This window comes from Sphingobacterium kitahiroshimense (genome assembly GCF_025961315.1).
Classification (GTDB): Bacteria; Bacteroidota; Bacteroidia; order Sphingobacteriales; family Sphingobacteriaceae; genus Sphingobacterium; species Sphingobacterium anhuiense.
Window position 1 is genome coordinate 743,467 of the sequence record NZ_JAOQNK010000001.1, and the last position, 20,777, is coordinate 764,243.

A 20,777-nucleotide genomic window follows, 5' to 3' on the forward strand; every position below is an offset into this window, starting at 1 on the left:
TACTTAGGAAGGGGTTACATTTTGGTCAAGGATTTTTTTTCCTTATCATACCTATATTCATAACTCTTCTCTTCATCAGATGGTTGTCCTCTAAATAAATTCTTATTTCCCCAGTTGGGAGTTAATTTTAAAAAACTTGGTGCGATGATCCAGTTTCCATCCAAACCAATAATTCCAAATAATTCGGTCTTTTTATCCTGTGCGACAGCGCAAGCACATCTTTCATAAAAGGTTTCAGGCACTCCATCAGACTGGTCAACGGAATTACGCAAATAGTGCTTTCTGTCTAATTGTGTTTTATCCCAAAATACGATAGATGCTTTCTTAAAATCAGAAACAAAATATTCAGTTAGAAACAAAGAGTTCTCCTTGCGCTGTAAGTCTGCAATAATCTGCTCATATGAAAACTTATTATAGGCTTCTGCACATGTAATTTTATCATTCTCAAGTTGTGTTATGGCATTTTTAATAGCTGCTATATAAGGTCTGAGGTACTCACTTTTATAAGCAGCTCCATTTCCAGACATCACTTTTGACAATTTGTGACCCTGTGCATTTTCTGCTTCAATTTTTATGACATGCCGCATTGATTCAGGAACTTTGACGCGTACATATCCATTGCCATAGTGTACGATTTCGATTTGCCCTGCAGAGGTCTGTATGGTTTGTCCTGCTGTACTAATTTCATAAATAATTTCCTTGCTTAAATTGGTCTCCATACTATAATCAAAGCTTTTGATTGGTTTTGTGCCTTTAAGTACCAACGTTTGATGACCAAATTGCGGGGAAATTATTTTATCAACCGAAATGTCTTCGCCCCCTTCGATTGTTCCATCTAAAAAGTATATTTTTTTTACTTTAAAAATTGCATCCGGGATGTTATCTAAGAAATCTAAGGTAAAATTATATCCATCTCCAAGGATATTGGATATATTAAATCGATCAAACCGGATTTCAATTAATGTATTAGGATATACATATTTTGTTATTGGCGGATATCCTTTGGGAAAAAAATAGCTTTCCTCTATCTTGCTATCATTTTGCGTCAGATCTTGCAGATCACTAAAATTAGCCCGTAAATCTCGGAGATCCGAGGGTTCATATTTATCGGCATGCAAGAAGTTATCAAGCAACAGTAGATTATCATTGAGCATATCAAGACATTCCTGCTTGGATTGACCATTTGAACAATTACTGCTGGTTAGAAAAAAAAGTATAATAATTATTTGATATATTCTTTTCATATTTATCTTTCTAAATTTTTAATGATCTAAACTATTGGTAATTTATTGTTACTGGCTCAGATATAATCCTTAACAAGGACTAAATTAATGTATGAAATGATAAAACAAGAAGTTATTTACAATACGTTTTATCCCTTTTACGATTTGATCAGGTTTACTTGTTTACACTTCACGCTCATTGCACTCCAATTCACATAATCCTTTTGAAGGAGTATGTCTTTTGATCGTAACCAACCATCGTGAGGTTGATTAAGCTGCTCGTAAACAAAATCTGATATATTCAGATTAATAAAAAAATGTAATTTAGTCAACCGAAATAGAAAACTAAATGTATAACAACAGAATCCAACTGCAAATCATCATTTTTTTAAGTATATTCATTTGCAATTTTTCCCATGCGCAAACACATTTATTTAACGAAATGTCTATTGATAGCACCAGGTTTACAGAGACTAGAAATATACTAAGCGCATTACCCGTAGATATATTTCAAAAAAAAGTATTTACAAATGAAAGTACTAAAATCCCCTATCGATTCCTTTTTCCAAAGAACTTTACTACAACTAAAAAATATCCGCTTGTAATTACATTTCATAATTCTTCAAGACAAGGCAATGATAACAAAAATCAATTGGAACATTTAGCACGAACTTGGGTAAGGGATGATATCTTTGACAAATTTAATTGCTTTGTATTAGCACCTCAATTTGAACAGCGTTCCTCTACCTATTCGCAGAATGCGGAAGGGATGTTGACAGCTAGTCCATCAAAAGATGCTATTCAAATTTTGACTCTGATTAAAAAACTAGAAAAGGGACATCCCAATATTGACTTGAATCGAATTTATCTAATTGGCTATTCTATGGGCGCATCAACAGCTCAAAATTTGATCAACCTAGCCCCTGAAAAATTTGCCGCAATAGTTTCTATAGCCGCTGTTCCTGACTTATCAAACCTTGATAAACTAAAGCATAAGGATATTTGGCTAATTCATGGAGAAAAAGACACAAGTAATCCATACAGCGGAAGCGAAGTATTATACAAAAAATTAGATGGTAATGCCAAGCTTGTCTTCACAACGTTTAAAAATCTCGATCATAACAACATTGTAATCCCTTATTTACTAACAGATGAACTTCAGAAATGGCTATTTAGTAAACAGCTATAGATTTCAGGAAATTGATTCGATTTCATTGCACTGTGCATAGCTCCTGTCATTGTTCTGTTGAATACCTTCTGTTTTTAAATCCTTAATGAAAAATTATTGTCGATAGCTGTTTGGAAGATCGCAAAATGATCTTTTTTATCAATTTTGATATATATTCAGTTCAAAAAAGAATTTAGAACCTTTTCCTAATTCACTTTCTGCCCAGATCTTGCCCCCATGGCGCTCAATAATTTCCATGCTTAGATATAACCCAATACCGAATCCAGAAACAGTCGTATCGCCCACTCGGTAATATCTCTCAAAAAGCCTTGATAAATCTTCTTGTTTTATGCCGATGCCCTGGTCAGATACCATAACCCGTGCCCTTGTACCAATTTGCTCAACAGTTACCCAAATATCACTAGCTGCTGGTGAATACTTGACTGCATTTCCGATCAGATTGTTAAATACCTGTGCTATTTTCTGCCGATCGGCATAAACTGGAATTTCTTCGTCACTAAATTTGGATGTGATTTTATTATTCGGAAATAGAATACGATATTCATCACAGGTTTCCTTAAATAATCCACGAAGATCAAATGTTGATTTTTCTATGTGCATTTTTCCAGATTCCAGACGTGATACGTTTAAGAAACCATTTGTCAAGGAGGTCATTAGCCGGACTTGTTTTAGTGAACGCTCTAACGCATGCTCGGCGAATGTTAAACCATCATCCTGCTTTAACTTCAACTGTAAGATCTGGAGATAACCGTTTAAGGATGTAAGCGGGGTTTTTAATTCATGAGAAACCATGCCGATGAAATCATTCTTCCGTTGCTCCTCTTCTTTGATTGCCTGAATATCTGTGGTAGAGCCGACCCACATGATCAACTTACCCTGAGCATCGAGTACAGGAGAAGCTATATTAATGTGCCAGATGTACTGACCTTCTTTATTCTTAAACCGCATCTCCGAAATAAATGGAACTCCAGTTTTGGATGCTTGTAAGAGCCCTTGTTGAAAATTCTCTATTTCATCCGGGTGTATCATCTGAAAATAACCAAAATCACGGAGGTCTTCGAAACTCAGTCCTGAAAAATCAAGCCATCCCTGATTGAAAAAAGTTACTTCTCCGTTTGGAAGTGCATTGGATATTTTAACAGGAACAAGATCAGATAACTTGCGAAAATGCTGCTCGCTGATCTCTAATGCTTTTCGTGAATTTACCTGCTCGGTTACATCAACTGCTACAATTACAATATCAGAAACGTTATCATGCTGATCAAAAATAGGCTGGTAGACGACATTAAAAAATAATTGTTTTAATTTCCCTCCATGTTCAAGCAATGCTGGTATTTCATTAGCATAGAATGGTTCTCTTGTTGCAAATACATCATCCAATATTTCAAGAAAGGGCTGACCATCAAGTTCAGGTAATGCGGACGCCAATGGAAGGCCCACAATTTCCCTGGTCTTACCCCAGACTTCAAGTATTTTTTCATTAGCGGTCTCCACGATCAGTGTTTTACCCTGAAGGACTCCAATTGCCACGGGTGCCTCTTGAATGAGAAACTTAAATCTGGATTCACTTTGGGCAAGCAGTTCATTTGTTGCTGTAAGCTCGTTTGCATATTGCTCCAATAGCTTTCTTGCGTGAACGCGGTCCGTAATTTCGAAAGACATCACCAGCACACCATTTCTATTTCCATCTAGATCCGATAAGGGTTGATAGGTATAGTCTACATAGGTTTCTCTGATCGATCCATCAGCGTTTGTAAAAATAACCGGACTTTCCTTGACATCGATCACCTGCCCTGTTTCCATGACCTGACGAAGCTGACTTGCAAAAGGTTGGTCGGCAAGATCAGGAAGGATTTCAAGAAAGGGTTTACCGATCACTTCTTCTCTTGTTTTCTTCCAATAGGCAAGATTGGAGTCATTAATCATTTCTACAACAAGATCAAATCCCCGGATCACGACTACAGAAGCGGGTAGCATATCCAGTATCTGTGCCATGTTGTTACTTTCCTGTCGCGCTTTTCTTCTGCTGTGAACGAACGCGGTCACTTCGAAAGCAAAATTAAAAACCCCGTCTACTTTTCCGTTAGAATCAAACCGGGGAACATAACTAAAATCGAAATAACGGTCTGTTGTCGGTCCATCTTCTTCTTTTGAAATAGCGACTAAGCGATCACGAAAAGAAACAGGAAGACCTGTTTTAAAGACATCGGTTAAAGCTTGTGCAATATCGGTATCAACAATTTCGGGAAGAGATTCGAAAAACGGGCGGCCAACAAGTGAGCGACCTGGCAACATGGCTTGATAATTGGGATTTACAAATTCTATTAATAGATTCTCGCCAGTCATGACACTAATCCCAACAGGTGCCTGAAGGAAATAATCGTGCAGACGGTCACGATCTATTTTCATTGCATTATTAAAAGCGGTATCTTTTTCACGTTCCATTACCTCTTTCGTATTTTCCTGAACCCAGATCGCTACCTTATGCACTTTACCGTCAAGATCTACCATCGGTGCATAAACAAATGTTACATAAATAAGATCCTGCTTACCATTGCGCATAAGAATCATTGGCACCTGATCGGCATGATAGGCCTTATTATTGGAAACAACATGACATAAAATATCCTCATATTGCTCCCTCACTTCTGAAAAGGTTTCCCAGTAAGATTTACCGATTAAATCCTCTTCCCTTCTACCTGCTATCTGGAGAAACTTCTCATTGGCTAATTCGGCGATAAAACCGTCCGAATTGAGAATACAAATTCCAGATGGTGCAGTGTCTACCAAGGCTTTTAGTAGATGGTTATCATTAAAATTCATTCATTACAAAATAAAATACGAAAGTAGCTGATTGTCGCGCAGGAGATGTATCAAAAATTTGCTATTATGCTATAGTAAAGTCCAAAAGCCTGCCCTTCTTAGGCAAATAATATAAACGGTCAATGTCAAAAAAACTGCTATGCTATGTTCTGCTGGTCAAAAATATCATGAATATCTTTATTGTAGAACTATAAATAAAAAATTTGTGAAATATACGTATTTATACTTTTACCGCACGTTTTAATTCGTATTATAGTAGTACGATCAGGGTGACGCTTAAAATGATTTCATTTTTATTTCTTAAATTTACTCTCTGTTTCTGATTGAAATAATATTCTGAAAGAATAAGCTTGTAAAAAAATCTAATTCCTCCTCGATATTACATCAAAATAACAATAATATATTATTGAACGTTTTTAATAGCTCTTATGGAATTTTTAGATTGTGAAGATGAGAAAATTACACTATGTGGTCTGATTCAGGATCTCGGTTTTCTATTTGTGTTCAATAACGATAAAAGATGCATAGCTGCTAGTGAGAATGTTACTTTACTGTCTAATACTCCTTTAGAAAAATATTTAGATCTTAATATCGATATCATTCTAGCTGCATTAACGGGCAATGACAAATTAGTCTTTGAAACCGTAGAAGATAGTTTCAATACCTCTATTTTTTACAGATTTACAGAAAAAATAATTATCAATAATGAAAATTATGATTTAAGTATTTATCGCTATAATGATCATACCTATGTGGAAGCGGAGATCTGCAATAAAAATCTGTTAAAACCTAATCGATTGTATTATTATGCTAAATACTTAGAAGAAAATAAAACAGATATCTGGAAATCGCTTACGAATATCATACGCCAGATTATCAATTATGACCGGGTGATGGTCTATCAATTTTTGGAAGACAGCAGCGGGAAGGTTATTGCAGAATCAAAATCGGAAAACATACATTCACTGTTAGGTTATCGCTATCCTGAATTTGATATACCCAAGCAGGCCCGCGAATTGTACACCATCTTTCTTGCCAGACATACTGCAGATATAGATGGAGCTACACATAAAATCATCAGTAATGATCGCGCGGATATCGATTTAACAAAAACGAGCATTAGAGCGCTCTCTCCCATCCATCTCCAATATTTAAGAAATTCTAAAGTTAGCGCCAGTGCAAGCTTCTCTATTATAAAAGATGGAAAATTGTGGGGATTGGTTACTTGTCAGAATAAAACACCACTACATGTGGATCTCGCACAGAGGCATCTTTGTACTTTTTTGACCCAATACGCAACGAATCATCATATTTCTAATTTATTAAAAAAAGATATAGAATTGCAGAATACAATGCATATTCTAGAGAAAGATCTAAAAGGTGATCTTTTAATAAACAGAGATACACATGATGTTCTTGAATCGTTTGGCGAGAAGATCATGCACATCATGAATGCTGACGGACTGTATTTAAAATATGCTAAAAATGAAAAATCTTTCGGCATAATTCCCGACAGAAATCAATTGCAAGAAATCCATAATTTCATAAAAAATGACATTGGAATAATTTCCAGCAATCAATTTAAATTCAGCAGTGGCATAAACCACCTTCCTGGTGTGATGGCCGCGGAGATATTACCACAATCAGACTGGAAAATATACCTGTTCCGTAAAGAGCGCTTAATAGAAGAGATATGGGCTGGAAAACCTGAAAAGCATCTTCAGTACGATGCAACAAAAAAAATAACCTTTCCTTCTCCAAGAACTTCTTTTGATGCATGGAAACAAATAACGGGCAATACATCCTCACCATGGCTTAAGATCGAGATATCATTCTTAGAACGTATTATATTCCTTATTCAACAAGCAATAGCCAAAAGGAATGCCGAAATTGAACAACTGAACAAAGATCTTGTCCGTTCTAATAATGCGCTCGATACTTTCAGCTATACGCTGACACACGATCTTAAAAATCCTTTGTCATCCATCAAACTGGGAGCACAGATGTTATTGATGAAAAATGATATTCCAAAGGAGCTTTTACTTAAACTGGCGAACAATATATTAGATGCATCAGCACTTATTACCGAAATGATCGATAAGGTTCATGAATTATCCAAATCGAATTCGGTTGCATTAAACCTTGAAATCTTGGATCCAAAAAGTAATATCATTTCCATTACTGATATTGCGAAAAATCAATACGGCGTTGATGGTCTGGATTTTAAAATGGGGGAAATTATTCCTGTAAGAGGCGAGAGAACTCTGATCTACCAACTTTTTTTAAATATTATCGGAAATGCGGTTAAGTACAGCAGTAAGCAAGAAAATCCAAAAGTTGAAGTATACAGTAAACAATCTGGAACGATGGTAACCTACTTTATTGTAGATAACGGTATTGGAATGGATCTTCAGAAAGAAAATAATATTTTTGATATCTTTCAAAGACTTTCAAATTCCTCAGGATATGATGGTTCTGGAATCGGACTTTCTATTGTAAAAAGAATTATTGATCGATTAGGAGCGGATATTAGGGTTGAAAGTGCTGTAGGAAAAGGAACAACATTTGAGATTATATTTCAGAATGCTGAATAATGTATTCTTCTTGTCTTGATCTTTAAGGAACACGATCAGAAATCGTATCTCCTTATTTTCTATCCTCTTTAATGCTATATAAACTCTCCACTTCTGTGATCAGCTTTTGAATAATTTCAGCTGTAGATTTCCCACTATACCCATTATTAGATTGACCTGTCCAAATACTAACAAACTGGCTATTATTGTTCGCTTTTGCGACTCTTCTCAGTTCGCCGGTTAACTTATTCTGATAAGGATAAGGCAATATATGTCCTTCATCTACTAGATTTGTAAAAACATTTTTGATACCTCGTGCATAACGTCCCGAAAAACTTTTAGTAAGCGCAATAGCTGTTTCATCGACATCCCTTAAACGCTGTTTTTCAAATTGTTCTAACGCACTTTCTGAAGATCCCAAGAGGAGACTTCCGAGTTGAAATCCTTGTGCTCCCAGGAGTTGCGTAGCCAGTAAGGTCTTGGCATTGTAGATACCTCCTGCATAAATAATCGGTATATTGACGCTATCATAAACTTGAGGTAACAAAGATAAACCTCCTATGGCAGGTATGTCATCGCTACTAAAACTACCCCGATGTCCGCCAGCCTCAAGTCCCTGCACACAAACAATATCAACCCCAGATTTTTCTAAAATAACCGCTTCGCTAACAGATGTACAGGTTCCCAGAAGCATGGTGCCATTATTTTTTAACTTATAAATACTTGGTTCGTCAAGATTACCAAAAGTGAAACTTACAAACCTACATTTTTCCGCAATAAGAGCATCAATTTGGTCATGATAGCTATTGATCTGTATTTCTTCAATGCTGGGCAGATGAACATCGAGATGGTGCTCACGTGCAATATTTTCAATAAAATCTTTGGTTTCAGTATATTTTTCTCTTAACGCATCCGTCAGTTCAGGTATATCATTTACAAAAATATTCACCGCAAAGTTATTTTTTGTCAACTGCTTTGTTGCGCGAATATGTTCAATACATTTTTCAGCAGGCAGGTCGCCCAAGGCAAGAGTACCTAAGCAATCTGCATTAGTCGCCGCAGCTACCATTGCTGGAGTTGTAACACCAAACATTGGTGCTTGTATAATGGGATACTCAACGTCTAATAGTTTGGTTATATTATTTTTCCAGTTCATGATATGGGGTGTTAAATTCCAGCTTTACATCTTATTTAAGAGGTTCATAAACAAATATAAAGCATAATTTTACATCTTTTTAGTCGTTTTTTTTGCTATGTTTTGCATCATACCCTTAAAAATGAAAGCATGGAAAGGTAAAACAGAATACCAGTACAATCTGCCGGATATACCCAATGGCCGGAAAGTTGCTGTTTGGGTAAACGTATCATCTTGATCAATCTTAAATTCTAACCAGGCCTCTCCTGGCAATTTCATTTCGGCATATAACAGTAGTCTACGTTCTTTTTTATCTGCAAGAATTACTCTCCAAAAATCAATGACACTGCCTGTAGACAACGTATCTGAATTTGTTCTTCCTCTTTGTAAACCAACCCCGCCAACAAGTTTATCCAAAAATCCACGAATACCCCATAACCAATCTGCATAATACCATCCTGTTTTCCCTCCTATTGACCAAATATTACGCAAGGCAAGATCCACATCATCCACTTTCATTGATCTGACATCTTTAAAACACCCGTCTTGCGGAACTTCAATAAGTTTAACAAAGCTGTTGGGATACCTTTCTATATTCAGTGCATCTCGCCAGCTCGATATGACTTGATTTTGTTCGATCTTACCAAAGGCCAATTCAATAGCTTGTTCATAACGCATAGGTTTTACATTAATTTTTTCCTGTAGATCATTAGGTTTTGCTATTACATCTACCCGCATACTCTCAACTAAACTACTGGCTAATGGAAACGAAGTAGAGGTAACAAAATATAGCCAATAAGAAGATAACTTGGGTGTCATGACAGGAACGGTAATGATCCAGCGTTTAAGTTTTCGCACTTGTGCGAAACGGAGTAGCATGTCCTTATATGTCATTACATCAGGCCCACCGATATCATAGGTTCTATTAAAGGTAAATTCCTTCATAAGCACTCCTTCTAAAAATGAGAGGACATCACGAATGCCAATTGGCTGGCACCTTGTTTTTAACCATTTCGGAGCAATCATAACCGGTAGCTTCTCGACCAAGTCTCTTATGATCTCGAAACTCGCACTACCCGACCCTACGATAATTCCAGCTCTTAAAGTAGTTAAAGCATAATGGTGCGATTGTAAACGTTCTTCAACATTTAAACGTGATTGCAGGTGTTTTGAAAGCTCTTTGCTATTAACAATACCACTTAAAAAAATAACTTGTTTAATATTTGTTTGTTCGATACTTGCTTTAAAATTAGCAGCTACAGTAAGTTCGGCCTCTGTAAAATCGTTTTCTGAGGATGACATCGAATGCATCAGATAGTAAGCGACATCAATATCCTGCGGAATTTGATCCAAAAAATCATTCTTCAAAAAGTCGACCTCTATCAGTTCAAAATCAAAACCTTCATATTTGCTCCTATCAAAGCGATTCACATCACGAACACAGCATACAACTTGATGTTTTTTGTCAAGCAAGACTGGAAGTAAGCGTTGAGCAATATAACCCGTGGCTCCTGTCAATAGTATTTTCATCAGTAAAGATTTTCATTAAGAAACATATAATCCACCACTTCGTAATAGAATTATCTTCAAGCGTCCTGTGATCGTTCAAGAGTCAGCCCGTTAAATACAACGTCAATAAGTATTATCCATGCCCCATGTACATGATAGATCTTGTACTGGACATCTAAAACATGGAGTAATGTACGTTCACATTTCCATTCCGCCAAGTAAAGATAATAACAATTTGTATCGGTAAAAGTAAGTCTTCTGCTATTTAATTTATGTATTTTTCAATTTTACCTTAAATAAAAACTGATAACTTTTGAAAAAATAATTTGATTATAGTTTATTTATATTTATATTTGAGATAGTATCGGGCATTGTAGTGGTTATTTAGTCCCAGTAAGTACCTTACGTGATCATTCACCACATCACTTGCCGATTTTTGTTATTCATAAAAAGTGCGCAGTACTCTGTAGAGCTTGATTCCAATCAACCTTTACTAATACATACATCCTTTTCTTGCTAGCAGATCGATCGACTTCCGCAAGTTATCAAGTTATATCTTATGACATGAAGGGTGGCACAGAATTAAATAATTTTTAATAAAAACTATAATATAATGCAAGAAGGAACAGTAAAATTCTTTAACGTTACCAAAGGTTTCGGTTTTATTACACCATCAAATGGTGGTCAAGATGTATTTGTACATTCAACAGGTTTACTAGATGACATCCGTGAAAACGAGCGTGTTACTTATGAAGTAGAAAACGGTCAAAAAGGTGTTAACGCATTCAATGTACGCGTAGCAAGATAAAAGAATTGGGGAATTATATTGTAATTCTCTCTATTTCTGATGTAGTGATTAGCAATTATGCTAATTAACTACATTTTTTACAATAACCACTCCCACCCACAAATAGTATGGTGCATATCTCATATGCTTATCCTGCGAAACCTCTACAAACTCATAAAAAACTGTATTCAATTGGCCCTCATTCATCTAGCGGCAATGCACATTTATGATAGAAACCTGAGCATAAGCAACTTAAAGCCAATGATACTATTCTTTATTTAAAAGATTCTCCATTTCTAAAACCGCTATTTTTCTATTTTCATGATATCGCTCAACTTCAACATTTACGATTAAGCCATCCACTATAACCGGGCTTCTGATTTCAACAATTTTTGAATCATCATGTAATATCCAAGCTAAAAATTGTCTACCATTATTTAACTCCTTGTAAATATCGGGTTTTCTCATAGCACTAAAAATCTAAAATTCAGCTATAAAGGGGGATTAAACACCCCCTCGGATAACACGCAATAAAATAACGATGATGGCAATCACTAATAGAATATGAATAATCCCACCAGTAAAAAATCCTCCAAAAAAACTGATCGCCCAAATAATTATCAAAATTACGGCGATTGTGTATAATATATTTCCCATAGTAAAGTAATATTAGATTTAAAATTAAGAAGCCGGTAGTATATACCGGCCTGTTCTTGATCAATTTATTTTGCTGCTCCGAGATTAGCTTCGCTCATTGCAATTTCAGTCAATAATACATCTGTATCCTTTTCCTCCGCTAATGTAGCCGCTAACAGTTCTTCTGCTTCACTGTGTTCCATCAATTTCGCATAAGTAACAAGACAACCATAGGTTGCAATCTCGTAATGCTCCACCTTTTGTGCAGCGGCGATCAAAGCAGCATCCAGTACTTCAGGGCTATCCTGGAATTCTTCCAAAATTTCATCAGCCTCGTTTAATAGGCCTTCCATCGCTTTACATTTTTTACCACGAGCGGTCATATCCAGACTCGAGAATACCGCTTTTAATCTTTCAATCTGCCCTTCTGTCTGTTTATAGTGCGTTTTAAATGCTTCTTTTAAACTATCACTATGAGCTCCGTCTGCTAACTTTTTTAAACCTTTAAGCAGTTGCTTTTCCGCACCCAGAATATCTTTCAACTCATCTACAAATAATTCATGTAAGTGCGCATTTGGCATTTCGCCATCTTTGTTTTTTTTAGCCATGATCTTAAGTTTTAATTTAAACTACACTAATAACTTATGGGACAGATAATAGTTCATTACGAAATATAGAACGCGTATAAAAAAGAAGATATTAGGTAAAAATCTCGTTATAAAAAATTTAATACTTCGTCTTCAAATGACTTTTGAAAGCGAAGTATTATTAAGAATAATAATATATAAGAAAAATTGATAAGAAAAAAGCAAACCACTTCTTGTCCTATTTGTTTTATAGATGACAATTATAAAATAATACATATATGGAAGAGGAAAAAATGAATTTGGAAGGTCGACTTATCAACTATCAGGAGTATTATGAGGCTCTAGAACAACCTAAAACTTTTAGCTTTGATTATAGTCAGCAGCGATTAATTATTAAAAATTACACATTACGAAATAAGGATAAATCTCTTTACGCTAAATTCCTCAATACTTTTTTTCCTGATAAGGAAGAGGAAGAGCTCTTAAATTATGATAAGGAGTTATTATATCTCAAAAGATTCGGAAAGGATGAATTGGCGAGATGGCTGATCGATTATAATGTACGCCTATTGCAATCGGATATTAATTCGACAGATAAAGATGCCATTTTTAAGGTTGTTGCAATCCCTGCTGAAGATGATGTAGATAACTACTTAGCAAAGGATCACCTGATACTCCATCATATATTACCGCTTGATGTATTAGAATTCCCATATCCGGTGTGGATAAACATTAAATTGCCACATACAGGATCATAAGCAACTTCATGTTGGAAAAGTCTTTTTATTATTCTAGTAAACTTAAAAATTATAGCGATGTTGTATATTTTAAACGAAGACACTTACGACCTTACTCCTACATTTAGTGAAAATCTGCTGATAGATGGAGCTAATGTGGTGAAAACAACTTTTATTAATTCTAAAAATGAAAAATATTTTATGATTTCTTCCGCTGATGTAGCAGATGCATTTTTTGATGACAACAACGTTGAACTTGATATTTCAGATGCCATCAAAAGAATACAGGAATAAGTTGTTGCCTTTACCGAGCTGAATAGCCCGACACACAAAAGGTTACAAAATAATCTAAAACACAACAATAGAGCCGATTACATCAATTGCAATCGGCTCTTACCTTTAGACCTGCTTTGGTTTTGAAAATACACTCTGTAAGATAACAGATAACATAACAAAAGCACAACCTAAATAAAACGAAGTATTGACCTCTTTACCCTCATTAAAAAATATAAATGCTAAGATTATGGAATAAATAGGTTCTAAATTGAAGCTTAAATTAACCGTAAAGGCAGGTATTACCCGTAAAACTTCCGCAAACAGGACATACAACGTGACGGTACAAAAAGCGGCTAGCAATAATAGGTAGAGTAGATCTGTTGTAGAAGGAAGCAACGTTGTCACTGGAAAAAAATAGAGATAAAATGGTAATAGTATTCCCAAACCGATTGTCCCTCCTACCATTTGATAGTAATTGATGACGATGCTATCATGCTTTTTTACCAACCGCTCATTAAATACAGTATACAATGCTGCAAATGCGGCTGATATAACTCCAAGCCATATCCCAAGCTGATAAGATGAATCAAAATGAAATATTAAACTGATGCCTAATAAAGTTAGGCAACTTAATAAAAGCTGTGGGACTGAAAAAGGTTTTTTGTTGATCAGAGGTTCGAAAATTGCTGTAAATAAGCTTGTCAAACAGTAACAGACCACTCCGATTGATATGTTTGCATATTTTATACTGGCATAGAAAAATATCCAATGGATGGTAATTAACATGCCTACAGAACTTACAGTAAGTTTTTCGGGCATCGACTGCTTGATATCTTTTTTAAAAAACTTTAAAACAAAGAACAATATAATTGCTGATAAAAGTACTCGGTACCACACTAATAAACCCTCGTTTAAGGATATTAATTTACCAAAAACTCCCGTAAAACCGGCTAATATAACAGCAATGTGTAAGCGTAAATATGATTTTTTCATGAAAATGAGCGTATTTCTTTTTTATAGTTAATATCTAAATTTTTGACATACTGATGCACACGGCTTATCAGCCGAAAGTATGTCAATCTATTTTAATAGGACATTACGCTATTGGAGGAGGAAGGCTACTTTTTCTATTCATGATTGATTCAAAAATAACTTTTTTTTATTAAACATAAGCAAGATATAGTATTTTTCTGCTTGCTAATATCCCTGAATAAAAGTATTTTGCTGTTATATGAAAATTCATGTATTAAAAGATGGTGACTTCTGCGTCGACAAAAACAAGGTATTTACTCCTTTGGAAGAATTAGCAAGCGCGACAGGCCTTAAAATGGCTGTCCAGCCTTTTCTAATTGAGGTTGAGGATCATGTTGTTTTGCTGGATGCAGGGCTAGGGAGATATCATAAAGGATCTCCCGTAATACTTAATAACCTACTAGCCCTCGGTTTCAATCCCTCATGTATTACAACTATTTTATTGTCACATCTCCATAAAGACCATATTGCTGGCTTAGTCAATACACAAGGAAATGAATGGTTTCTGAATTTTCCTGATGCAAAGATTTATATACAGAAAAGAGAATATCTTTTTGCTAAAAGTAAGACCAATAATCCCTCTTTTGATTTTGACATTTTGGATTTTATTACCGAAAATGGCACCATTGTTTGGATGGACGATGATAGAGGTGTTATATGCTCAGAAATTTCTTTTGAAGTGACAGGCGGCCATACGCCCTTTCATCAGGTGTTTTTAATTCGCGACAAAGAAAGCATTGCCTTCTACGGTGCTGATAACCTCCCAACAGCAGGCTATTTAAAATATCCAATTGCATTTAAGAGCGATTTCGATGGTAAGAAAGCCATGGAGCAACGTACTGAATGGGAAAAACTTGCAAAAGCGCAGCATTGGAAAGTGCTTCTGTATCACGACATGAAAAGAGCTATCTTAGAGTTCTAAAATTTAAGCTGACCATTTAATCCTGCTGTTTAAATTTCATTTCCAAAGCCGCGAAAGTTTTTGATGCCATGAATCAAGCAACTTGTAGCAATAACTGCTGCAGTACCCATGCTAACAAGGAAGATAGCTGTTCCGTTATCTCTATTGGCAACCGCTACAGCTATTAATGCCCATACTCCTACTAAAGCATATTCGCGCATATTACGCTTCCAGGTCATAAAACCATTAACAATACCCGCTACAATTACCATGATCATTGTCCAGTATACCGGTGAAATATTCCATCCATTCCAATCGATTTTAACGAGATAAGCGGCTATGTTTGCGATTAATGCAACCGATATCCACCCTGCATATAGCGAGAATGGCCACCAAACGAATGCGACAATACGAAATGGAGGATTAGTCAGTGCTACGTTAACATTCACAACAATCTTCAATAACGTTAGCAGTAACAAAATCATCAATAATACAGAAATTCCGATATAATCTGTCAACCAAGCAATAACCCATATACTATTTAACAGGCATGAAACCGTAAACCATGCTCCTACCCGATCTATAATTTGGCTCTCTTTCTTTGCTTTCAATATGAAAAATGAATACGTAACAAAACCGATCAAAAGCAAATAAATCAGTCCCCAGATAGAGAAAGCAAACGACGCGGGAGTAAAAAAGTTATGATAGTCATCGGAAACAGTTTTCATTGTTCTGCCATTTATGAAACCGGTATTTGATAAGTAATTAATAACGATCGTAGTTAATAAAGCCACAAGATTAGTAATCGCAAGGGTAATATTTTTCATAGTATGTTGATTATAATTCAATAACAATCAAACAACGTAGTCGTTTGCCATTCATATGTTAAAATTTACACCTCATGGGATCAAAGCTTCTTTTGCCAATTTATTTCAACTTCATCGAACTTTTTTGATCCTAAAAAGGTTCTAAAGTGATAAAAGAAATATAATTAAGATGGGATCAAATGAATTTGTATTCAAATTTTCGATGAATTCGAGACTTTGCCTAGTGCAGAAAGATAGCGTAAGCAATTCTAGTCAATTGTATAATTCTCACTGAGAAGCATGAATTTTATTTTAAGTAAAACATAACTTTTACACGTTGCTCTACCTGGTAAATCTTTTTGAAAACCATCATATTTCTATAGCAAGATAGTTTCGCCAAAAAAATAGGGTCACAGCCTGTTCAAAGCTGAGACCCTTTTATATACCAAATTAATAGCACGGTGATGAACCGAATATCAAAATTAATAACTATTACTTCTTATTTTCAACAATGCGTCCTAAAACCCGTATTTAATTTAAACATACGGTACAAATACGAAAGCGAACATAAAGAAAATGGATATTCACGCACTTTATAAAAATAAAAATTATGATCCTAGAAAATTTAATCGGAATCACTGCCGGAATTTTAACATCAATATCCATGTTGCCTCAGCTTTTAAAAGTGATTAAGGAAAAAACCGTTGAAGACCTTTCTTTGCCCATGATCATTATTCTGATAACGGGCTTATCCTTATGGGTGTGGTATGGAATAATAAAGAATGAATTACCGATTATTATTTCAAACGCTTTTGCTGTCCTAGTCAATTTGTTTTTACTGAGTTATTACCTGAGATTTAAGGACAAATAAGTATAGCAACTAGGATCTTCTCTCCTTATTACCTATTTACTTTTTTACTAATCTCTAAAACTCGAACCTTTTGCTTTATCAGTTGTTGTATAAGAAATGCATCAAAACCAATACGAAACAAAAACCATGACTAGCAACCAAAAGACAGCAACCGAATAAGGGTAATCTTAATTGCTATCCATAACAGTTTACTATTCTGGGTGGAAGTATGATGTTGGTAAGATAAAATTTCAAAAAAAATCACTTATAATAAAAAAAGATGAATGTAAAACGAATTTTCGGAACGATACTGACGCTATTAGGTGTTGTAGGAATGATTTATACGGGCTATGAATTGGTTAATAAGAGTACGGCTTATACGACGCTCATCGTAGTCGGAATTATTGGACTAATCTTTTTCTTCTCTGGAATAGGCTTGGTTAAAAACACCAAGGACGAAGCGTAATGCAATTCCAAAAACTTCCTTAATTGCTAATTTATATGACTATTAGTACATAATTGTGCAGTTATTCTTTATCTTTAAATACAAAAAGAGACGTACAGCATGAATAAGATTGATATATCTGATAATTTAGCAATTCTGGAAAAGGAAAATAATGAACTTAGAAATCGCGTTGCTGAACTCTCCGACTTTATTGAAAATGGTTCTGTCCCATTACATTGGGTGGATGAGAGCGGGATTATTATTTGGGCAAACCAAGCAGAATTAGATCTACTGGGTTATGACAAAGAAGAATATATTGGCCATCCGATCAGTGATTTCCATAAGGATGCAGCAGTAATCGAAGAAATTCTTAACCGCCTTACCGCCAAAGAAACCATACGGGATTTTCCTGCAAGATTGAAATGTAAAAATGGTTCTATTAAGTATGTTGTAATCAGTTCAAATGTACTTTTCAAAGATGGAAAGTTTATACATTCGCGCTGTTTTACAAAAGATGTAACGCCGCTGGTTGAAGAAGAAAAAAGGAAAAACAAGCTCATGACTTTACTGGAAGAGAGTGAAGAACGACTTAGACTGGCCATTGAGGCCACTGATCTAGGCACTTGGGACTGGGATTTTGAAGAAAACAAACTCTATATTTCTAAACAAGCCGAAAAAATTCTTGGGCTACACCTCAATGACCTTAACTACCACCACATTTTAGAGCTCCTTCACCCAGAGGATCAAAATAACGTTAACTTTATAATACAAAAGCTAAAAGAAAGCAGTTCCAATTCACACTTTGATTTTCTATGCCGGGTATTAAAGAGCGATAAAAATAGTACCATATGGATACGCGTTCAAGGAGCTACCTATATGGATAATACAAATAAGATGCATAGAATTATTGGTTCGGTACTTGATATTACTGAACTTAAAAATTCGGAAACTAAAAATGCTGAACTGGCGGCAATTGTTAATTCTTCCAATGACGCCATTGTCAGTAAAACTTTAGAAGGCATCGTAACAAGCTGGAACGCTGCAGCAGAAGAATTATTTGGGTTTAAAGCTGGTGAAATAATCGGTCAGCCTATTTTGAAGTTAATTCCTGAAAACCGCAAAAGTGAAGAGGATCATATCCTTGCGAAATTACGAGCTGGTCAATCATTAAAACACTTTGAGACTATTCGTATCTCTAAAACGGGACAGCTGCTGGACGTATCTCTAACCATATCACCCATCAGGGATAGTGCTGGTCAAATAATAGGAGTTTCAAAAATTGCTAGGGATATTTCTGAAAAAAAACAGGAAGAAAGGAGGAAAAATGATTTTATCTCCATGGTGAGCCATGAACTGAAAACTCCGCTTACCTCCATTTTATTATTTACTCAGATCATGCAGAAAAATTACCAGGACAATAAAAATGATCTGGGTAAACAGATGAGTAACAAAATTGAAACCCAATCTAAAAAAATGATTGCCATGATACGGGATTTCCTCAGCCTCGCCAGGATTGAAGAAGATCAATTGCAAATAAATAAAGAGTCCATAACACTTCTATCTTTATTTGAGGAAGTGCGAGAGGAAGCGCAATTGATGATATCTAAGCATAAAATTAAGTTTGCCTGCGCAGAACCAATTACAATCTTTGCAGATCATGATAAAATAGCACAGGTCTTTACCAATTTGATTTCAAATGCAATAAAATATTCACCTGCCGGTGGTACCATCACGATTGGTTGTGAGAAAAAAGACGGGAAAGTCAAATTGTTTGTTAGTGACGAAGGTATCGGAATTGCTAAAGAAGATCAAGAAAAGTTATTTAACCGTTTCTACAGAGTTGATAATGATGAAATTGCACACATATCAGGGTTCGGCATCGGGCTTTACATTGTTTCTGAGATCCTGCGTTATCATGATTCAGCAATTGAAGTAGAAAGCGAGAAAGGATCTGGAACGACCTTCTACTTTTCACTTGATGAGATCGGTGATCCAATCCCTAGCTAGGAATAAACATAAATAGAAACGTCCAATTAGTCATTAAATTATCCTGGGATCTATCCAGAAAATATCACGTAATAACACGAGTTCTTGCGGGTTAATTAGATTATAGATCATTTCCTCTGTATCATCTAAAATTCCCCAATGATGGTCATGCTCTTTCACAGCAAGTACTTTCAGAATAGCATCTTCGTCGCATATCCAAATATCTGATTCCATAACGGTTACATGATGCTTTTTAAACCATTTTTCAGCTTGATTTGCATCCAGACACATTAGCGTTTCGGTCAGTTCTTCTATATCCCGCCTTTCATAAGTCACATGCTCCTGATAGTACATCGCTAGGTATTTAAAATAAATGTCGTGGTCACCCGTACGTAAGGCATGATTCCGGATCAGTAGCCGTTGTGGATCGAATGAAAAATCGTAAATTTCTGGATTGGCTGTGAAATGATAACGAAGATCATATAGTCTACATTTCTGCTGCAAACGTTGCGAATGATCATCTTCTACAAATACTTCTCCACCAAATTTATTATCATCTATGTGTGTTAAAACCTGATCTATTACGAGAATGGTCGGCTTTTTTAGATAAGTATTACTTCCATTAAAATTCATTTGTAGAAGATATTCGTGTACATTGTGAACCCGGAGAGGTTGCCATGTCGAGTTAGATAAATCAAGAGAATTATAGGACGTCAATAAGTTATATCCTCTGCACTTGAGATCTAGAAGTAAGGGTCGGGATAAGGAAGTGAATCGCATAACATGTAGGAGATTAGGTAAATAAAAAATTTTACTTCATAGTAGTTTGTTGTTATTATAGAACAAATCTGTAATTCAAGTTGTTTGCTTTTTTATACGGTTTTTGAAGAAAATTTATAATTTCTTTTTTATCTGGAATATAAGAATCAACTTTATAAGCGCTTATGTGTTATTCAATTACAGTTCACAAAAGATTTTAGTGAGTCACCGACTTTCTGGAACTCATTGCTTTGATATTGTTTATTTAACTATTAGAAAGGAGAATTTATGCCCTGGTACAACAATGATTATCCACCGTCCTATAAAAACCAGCCCGTTGAAATTCGTGATAAAGCTGTAGAAATTGCGAATGCGCTATTAAAAGAAGGCGCCAGTGAAGGAACGGCTATTGCAATAGGACTAAAGCTTGCGCGAGAACATTTTGCAAAAAAGGAAGCTGATAATAATATCGCAAAACTTATGGATGATCACGATACGTGATCATCTACCAGCTTCACTCTAA

General features: G+C 35.4%; 20 protein-coding genes. 10 read left to right on the forward strand and 10 right to left on the reverse strand.

The features are described from left to right. Window positions 1-14: 14 nt before the first annotated feature. The gene (locus M2265_RS03325) at window positions 15-1,244 is read right to left on the reverse strand and encodes a hypothetical protein (RefSeq protein WP_132767818.1); all 1,230 of its coding nucleotides are present in this window, start codon (window positions 1,242-1,244) and stop codon (window positions 15-17) included. Between the two features lie 421 nt (window positions 1,245-1,665). On the opposite strand from M2265_RS03325, the gene M2265_RS03330 reads away from it, so the two are divergent. After that, a complete protein-coding gene (locus M2265_RS03330) occupies window positions 1,666-2,412 on the forward strand; it encodes a dienelactone hydrolase family protein (protein WP_132767816.1) in 747 nt (248 codons plus the stop codon). A gap of 138 nt (window positions 2,413-2,550) precedes the next feature. On the opposite strand, the gene M2265_RS03335 is transcribed toward M2265_RS03330, so the two are convergent. Further along, window positions 2,551-5,235, reverse strand: coding sequence for a PAS domain-containing protein (locus M2265_RS03335; RefSeq protein ID WP_132767814.1), 2,685 nt, complete (start codon window positions 5,233-5,235; stop codon window positions 2,551-2,553). A gap of 428 nt (window positions 5,236-5,663) precedes the next feature. On the opposite strand from M2265_RS03335, the gene M2265_RS03340 reads away from it, so the two are divergent. Then, window positions 5,664-7,829 carry an ATP-binding protein gene (locus M2265_RS03340; RefSeq protein ID WP_132767812.1) on the forward strand — a complete coding sequence of 722 codons (2,166 nt, stop codon included), beginning with the start codon at window positions 5,664-5,666 and terminating at the stop codon, window positions 7,827-7,829. A gap of 52 nt (window positions 7,830-7,881) precedes the next feature. Here M2265_RS03340 and M2265_RS03345 read toward each other — a convergent pair whose 3' ends face one another. Together M2265_RS03345 and M2265_RS03350 are read right to left on the reverse strand one after the other, a co-directional pair. After that, complete coding sequence (locus M2265_RS03345; protein ID WP_132767810.1) at window positions 7,882-8,964, reverse strand: NAD(P)H-dependent flavin oxidoreductase; 1,083 nt, start codon at window positions 8,962-8,964, stop codon at window positions 7,882-7,884. A 69-nt stretch (window positions 8,965-9,033) separates the two neighbouring features. Next, a complete protein-coding gene (locus tag M2265_RS03350; protein ID WP_132767808.1) occupies window positions 9,034-10,473 on the reverse strand; it encodes an SDR family oxidoreductase in 1,440 nt (479 codons plus the stop codon). 592 nt (window positions 10,474-11,065) lie between these two features. Here M2265_RS03350 and M2265_RS03355 point away from each other — a divergent pair. Next, entirely contained in the window at window positions 11,066-11,260 is a 195-nt protein-coding gene (locus M2265_RS03355) for a cold-shock protein (RefSeq protein WP_021188372.1), read from the forward strand. A 246-nt stretch (window positions 11,261-11,506) separates the two neighbouring features. On the opposite strand, the gene M2265_RS03360 is transcribed toward M2265_RS03355, so the two are convergent. The 3 genes from M2265_RS03360 to M2265_RS03370 form a co-directional block, all read right to left on the reverse strand. Next, window positions 11,507-11,707, reverse strand: coding sequence for a hypothetical protein (locus tag M2265_RS03360; RefSeq protein WP_132767806.1), 201 nt, complete (start codon window positions 11,705-11,707; stop codon window positions 11,507-11,509). 36 nt (window positions 11,708-11,743) lie between these two features. Next, the gene (locus M2265_RS03365; protein ID WP_021188375.1) at window positions 11,744-11,896 is read right to left on the reverse strand and encodes a lmo0937 family membrane protein; all 153 of its coding nucleotides are present in this window, start codon (window positions 11,894-11,896) and stop codon (window positions 11,744-11,746) included. Window positions 11,897-11,961: 65 nt separating this feature from the next. Then, a complete protein-coding gene (locus tag M2265_RS03370) occupies window positions 11,962-12,483 on the reverse strand; it encodes a ferritin-like domain-containing protein (RefSeq protein ID WP_206368252.1) in 522 nt (173 codons plus the stop codon). Window positions 12,484-12,740: 257 nt separating this feature from the next. Between M2265_RS03370 and M2265_RS03375 the strand changes: the two genes are divergently transcribed. Further along, window positions 12,741-13,220, forward strand: coding sequence for a hypothetical protein (locus tag M2265_RS03375; protein WP_132767804.1), 480 nt, complete (start codon window positions 12,741-12,743; stop codon window positions 13,218-13,220). A 57-nt stretch (window positions 13,221-13,277) separates the two neighbouring features. Continuing rightward, on the forward strand, window positions 13,278-13,493 hold the full coding sequence (locus tag M2265_RS03380) for a hypothetical protein (RefSeq protein ID WP_021188379.1): 216 nt from the start codon (window positions 13,278-13,280) through the stop codon (window positions 13,491-13,493). Between the two features lie 105 nt (window positions 13,494-13,598). Here M2265_RS03380 and M2265_RS03385 read toward each other — a convergent pair whose 3' ends face one another. After that, window positions 13,599-14,468: a DMT family transporter gene (locus tag M2265_RS03385; protein WP_132767802.1), complete on the reverse strand. Its 870-nt coding sequence runs from the start codon at window positions 14,466-14,468 to the stop codon at window positions 13,599-13,601. Window positions 14,469-14,706: 238 nt separating this feature from the next. On the opposite strand from M2265_RS03385, the gene M2265_RS03390 reads away from it, so the two are divergent. Beyond that, entirely contained in the window at window positions 14,707-15,429 is a 723-nt protein-coding gene (locus tag M2265_RS03390) for an MBL fold metallo-hydrolase (protein WP_132767800.1), read from the forward strand. 29 nt (window positions 15,430-15,458) lie between these two features. On the opposite strand, the gene M2265_RS03395 is transcribed toward M2265_RS03390, so the two are convergent. Continuing rightward, window positions 15,459-16,235 (reverse strand): tryptophan-rich sensory protein, encoded by a 777-nt coding sequence (locus M2265_RS03395; protein ID WP_132767798.1) that lies wholly within the window; start codon window positions 16,233-16,235, stop codon window positions 15,459-15,461. 589 nt (window positions 16,236-16,824) lie between these two features. On the opposite strand from M2265_RS03395, the gene M2265_RS03400 reads away from it, so the two are divergent. The 3 genes from M2265_RS03400 to M2265_RS03410 all read left to right on the forward strand — a co-directional run bounded on the left by M2265_RS03400 (window position 16,825) and on the right by M2265_RS03410 (window position 19,516). Continuing rightward, a complete protein-coding gene (locus M2265_RS03400) occupies window positions 16,825-17,085 on the forward strand; it encodes a SemiSWEET transporter (protein ID WP_206368250.1) in 261 nt (86 codons plus the stop codon). A gap of 259 nt (window positions 17,086-17,344) precedes the next feature. Next, window positions 17,345-17,530 carry a hypothetical protein gene (locus M2265_RS03405; RefSeq protein WP_021188383.1) on the forward strand — a complete coding sequence of 62 codons (186 nt, stop codon included), beginning with the start codon at window positions 17,345-17,347 and terminating at the stop codon, window positions 17,528-17,530. A 99-nt stretch (window positions 17,531-17,629) separates the two neighbouring features. Further along, window positions 17,630-19,516, forward strand: coding sequence for a PAS domain S-box protein (locus M2265_RS03410; RefSeq protein WP_132767796.1), 1,887 nt, complete (start codon window positions 17,630-17,632; stop codon window positions 19,514-19,516). 33 nt (window positions 19,517-19,549) lie between these two features. Here M2265_RS03410 and M2265_RS03415 read toward each other — a convergent pair whose 3' ends face one another. Beyond that, window positions 19,550-20,128 (reverse strand): hypothetical protein, encoded by a 579-nt coding sequence (locus M2265_RS03415; protein WP_132767794.1) that lies wholly within the window; start codon window positions 20,126-20,128, stop codon window positions 19,550-19,552. A 414-nt stretch (window positions 20,129-20,542) separates the two neighbouring features. Between M2265_RS03415 and M2265_RS03420 the strand changes: the two genes are divergently transcribed. Beyond that, window positions 20,543-20,755 (forward strand): hypothetical protein, encoded by a 213-nt coding sequence (locus M2265_RS03420; protein ID WP_021188388.1) that lies wholly within the window; start codon window positions 20,543-20,545, stop codon window positions 20,753-20,755. Window positions 20,756-20,777 lie beyond the last annotated feature (22 nt).

Bases quoted from the DNA above. Each gene is read 5' to 3' on its own strand.
- M2265_RS03325 (WP_132767818.1), bottom strand. From the start codon at position 1,244: ATGAAAAGAATATATCAAATAATTATTATACTTTTTTTTCTAACCAGC.
- M2265_RS03330 (WP_132767816.1), top strand. From the start codon at position 1,666: ATGTCTATTGATAGCACCAGGTTTACAGAGACTAGAAATATACTAAGC.
- M2265_RS03335 (WP_132767814.1), bottom strand. From the start codon at position 5,235: ATGAATTTTAATGATAACCATCTACTAAAAGCCTTGGTAGACACTGCA.
- M2265_RS03340 (WP_132767812.1), top strand. From the start codon at position 5,664: ATGGAATTTTTAGATTGTGAAGATGAGAAAATTACACTATGTGGTCTG.
- M2265_RS03345 (WP_132767810.1), bottom strand. From the start codon at position 8,964: ATGAACTGGAAAAATAATATAACCAAACTATTAGACGTTGAGTATCCC.
- M2265_RS03350 (WP_132767808.1), bottom strand. From the start codon at position 10,473: ATGAAAATACTATTGACAGGAGCCACGGGTTATATTGCTCAACGCTTA.
- M2265_RS03355 (WP_021188372.1), top strand. From the start codon at position 11,066: ATGCAAGAAGGAACAGTAAAATTCTTTAACGTTACCAAAGGTTTCGGT.
- M2265_RS03360 (WP_132767806.1), bottom strand. From the start codon at position 11,707: ATGAGAAAACCCGATATTTACAAGGAGTTAAATAATGGTAGACAATTT.
- M2265_RS03365 (WP_021188375.1), bottom strand. From the start codon at position 11,896: ATGGGAAATATATTATACACAATCGCCGTAATTTTGATAATTATTTGG.
- M2265_RS03370 (WP_206368252.1), bottom strand. From the start codon at position 12,483: ATGGCTAAAAAAAACAAAGATGGCGAAATGCCAAATGCGCACTTACAT.
- M2265_RS03375 (WP_132767804.1), top strand. From the start codon at position 12,741: ATGGAAGAGGAAAAAATGAATTTGGAAGGTCGACTTATCAACTATCAG.
- M2265_RS03380 (WP_021188379.1), top strand. From the start codon at position 13,278: ATGTTGTATATTTTAAACGAAGACACTTACGACCTTACTCCTACATTT.
- M2265_RS03385 (WP_132767802.1), bottom strand. From the start codon at position 14,468: ATGAAAAAATCATATTTACGCTTACACATTGCTGTTATATTAGCCGGT.
- M2265_RS03390 (WP_132767800.1), top strand. From the start codon at position 14,707: ATGAAAATTCATGTATTAAAAGATGGTGACTTCTGCGTCGACAAAAAC.
- M2265_RS03395 (WP_132767798.1), bottom strand. From the start codon at position 16,235: ATGAAAAATATTACCCTTGCGATTACTAATCTTGTGGCTTTATTAACT.
- M2265_RS03400 (WP_206368250.1), top strand. From the start codon at position 16,825: ATGATCCTAGAAAATTTAATCGGAATCACTGCCGGAATTTTAACATCA.
- M2265_RS03405 (WP_021188383.1), top strand. From the start codon at position 17,345: ATGAATGTAAAACGAATTTTCGGAACGATACTGACGCTATTAGGTGTT.
- M2265_RS03410 (WP_132767796.1), top strand. From the start codon at position 17,630: ATGAATAAGATTGATATATCTGATAATTTAGCAATTCTGGAAAAGGAA.
- M2265_RS03415 (WP_132767794.1), bottom strand. From the start codon at position 20,128: ATGAATTTTAATGGAAGTAATACTTATCTAAAAAAGCCGACCATTCTC.
- M2265_RS03420 (WP_021188388.1), top strand. From the start codon at position 20,543: ATGCCCTGGTACAACAATGATTATCCACCGTCCTATAAAAACCAGCCC.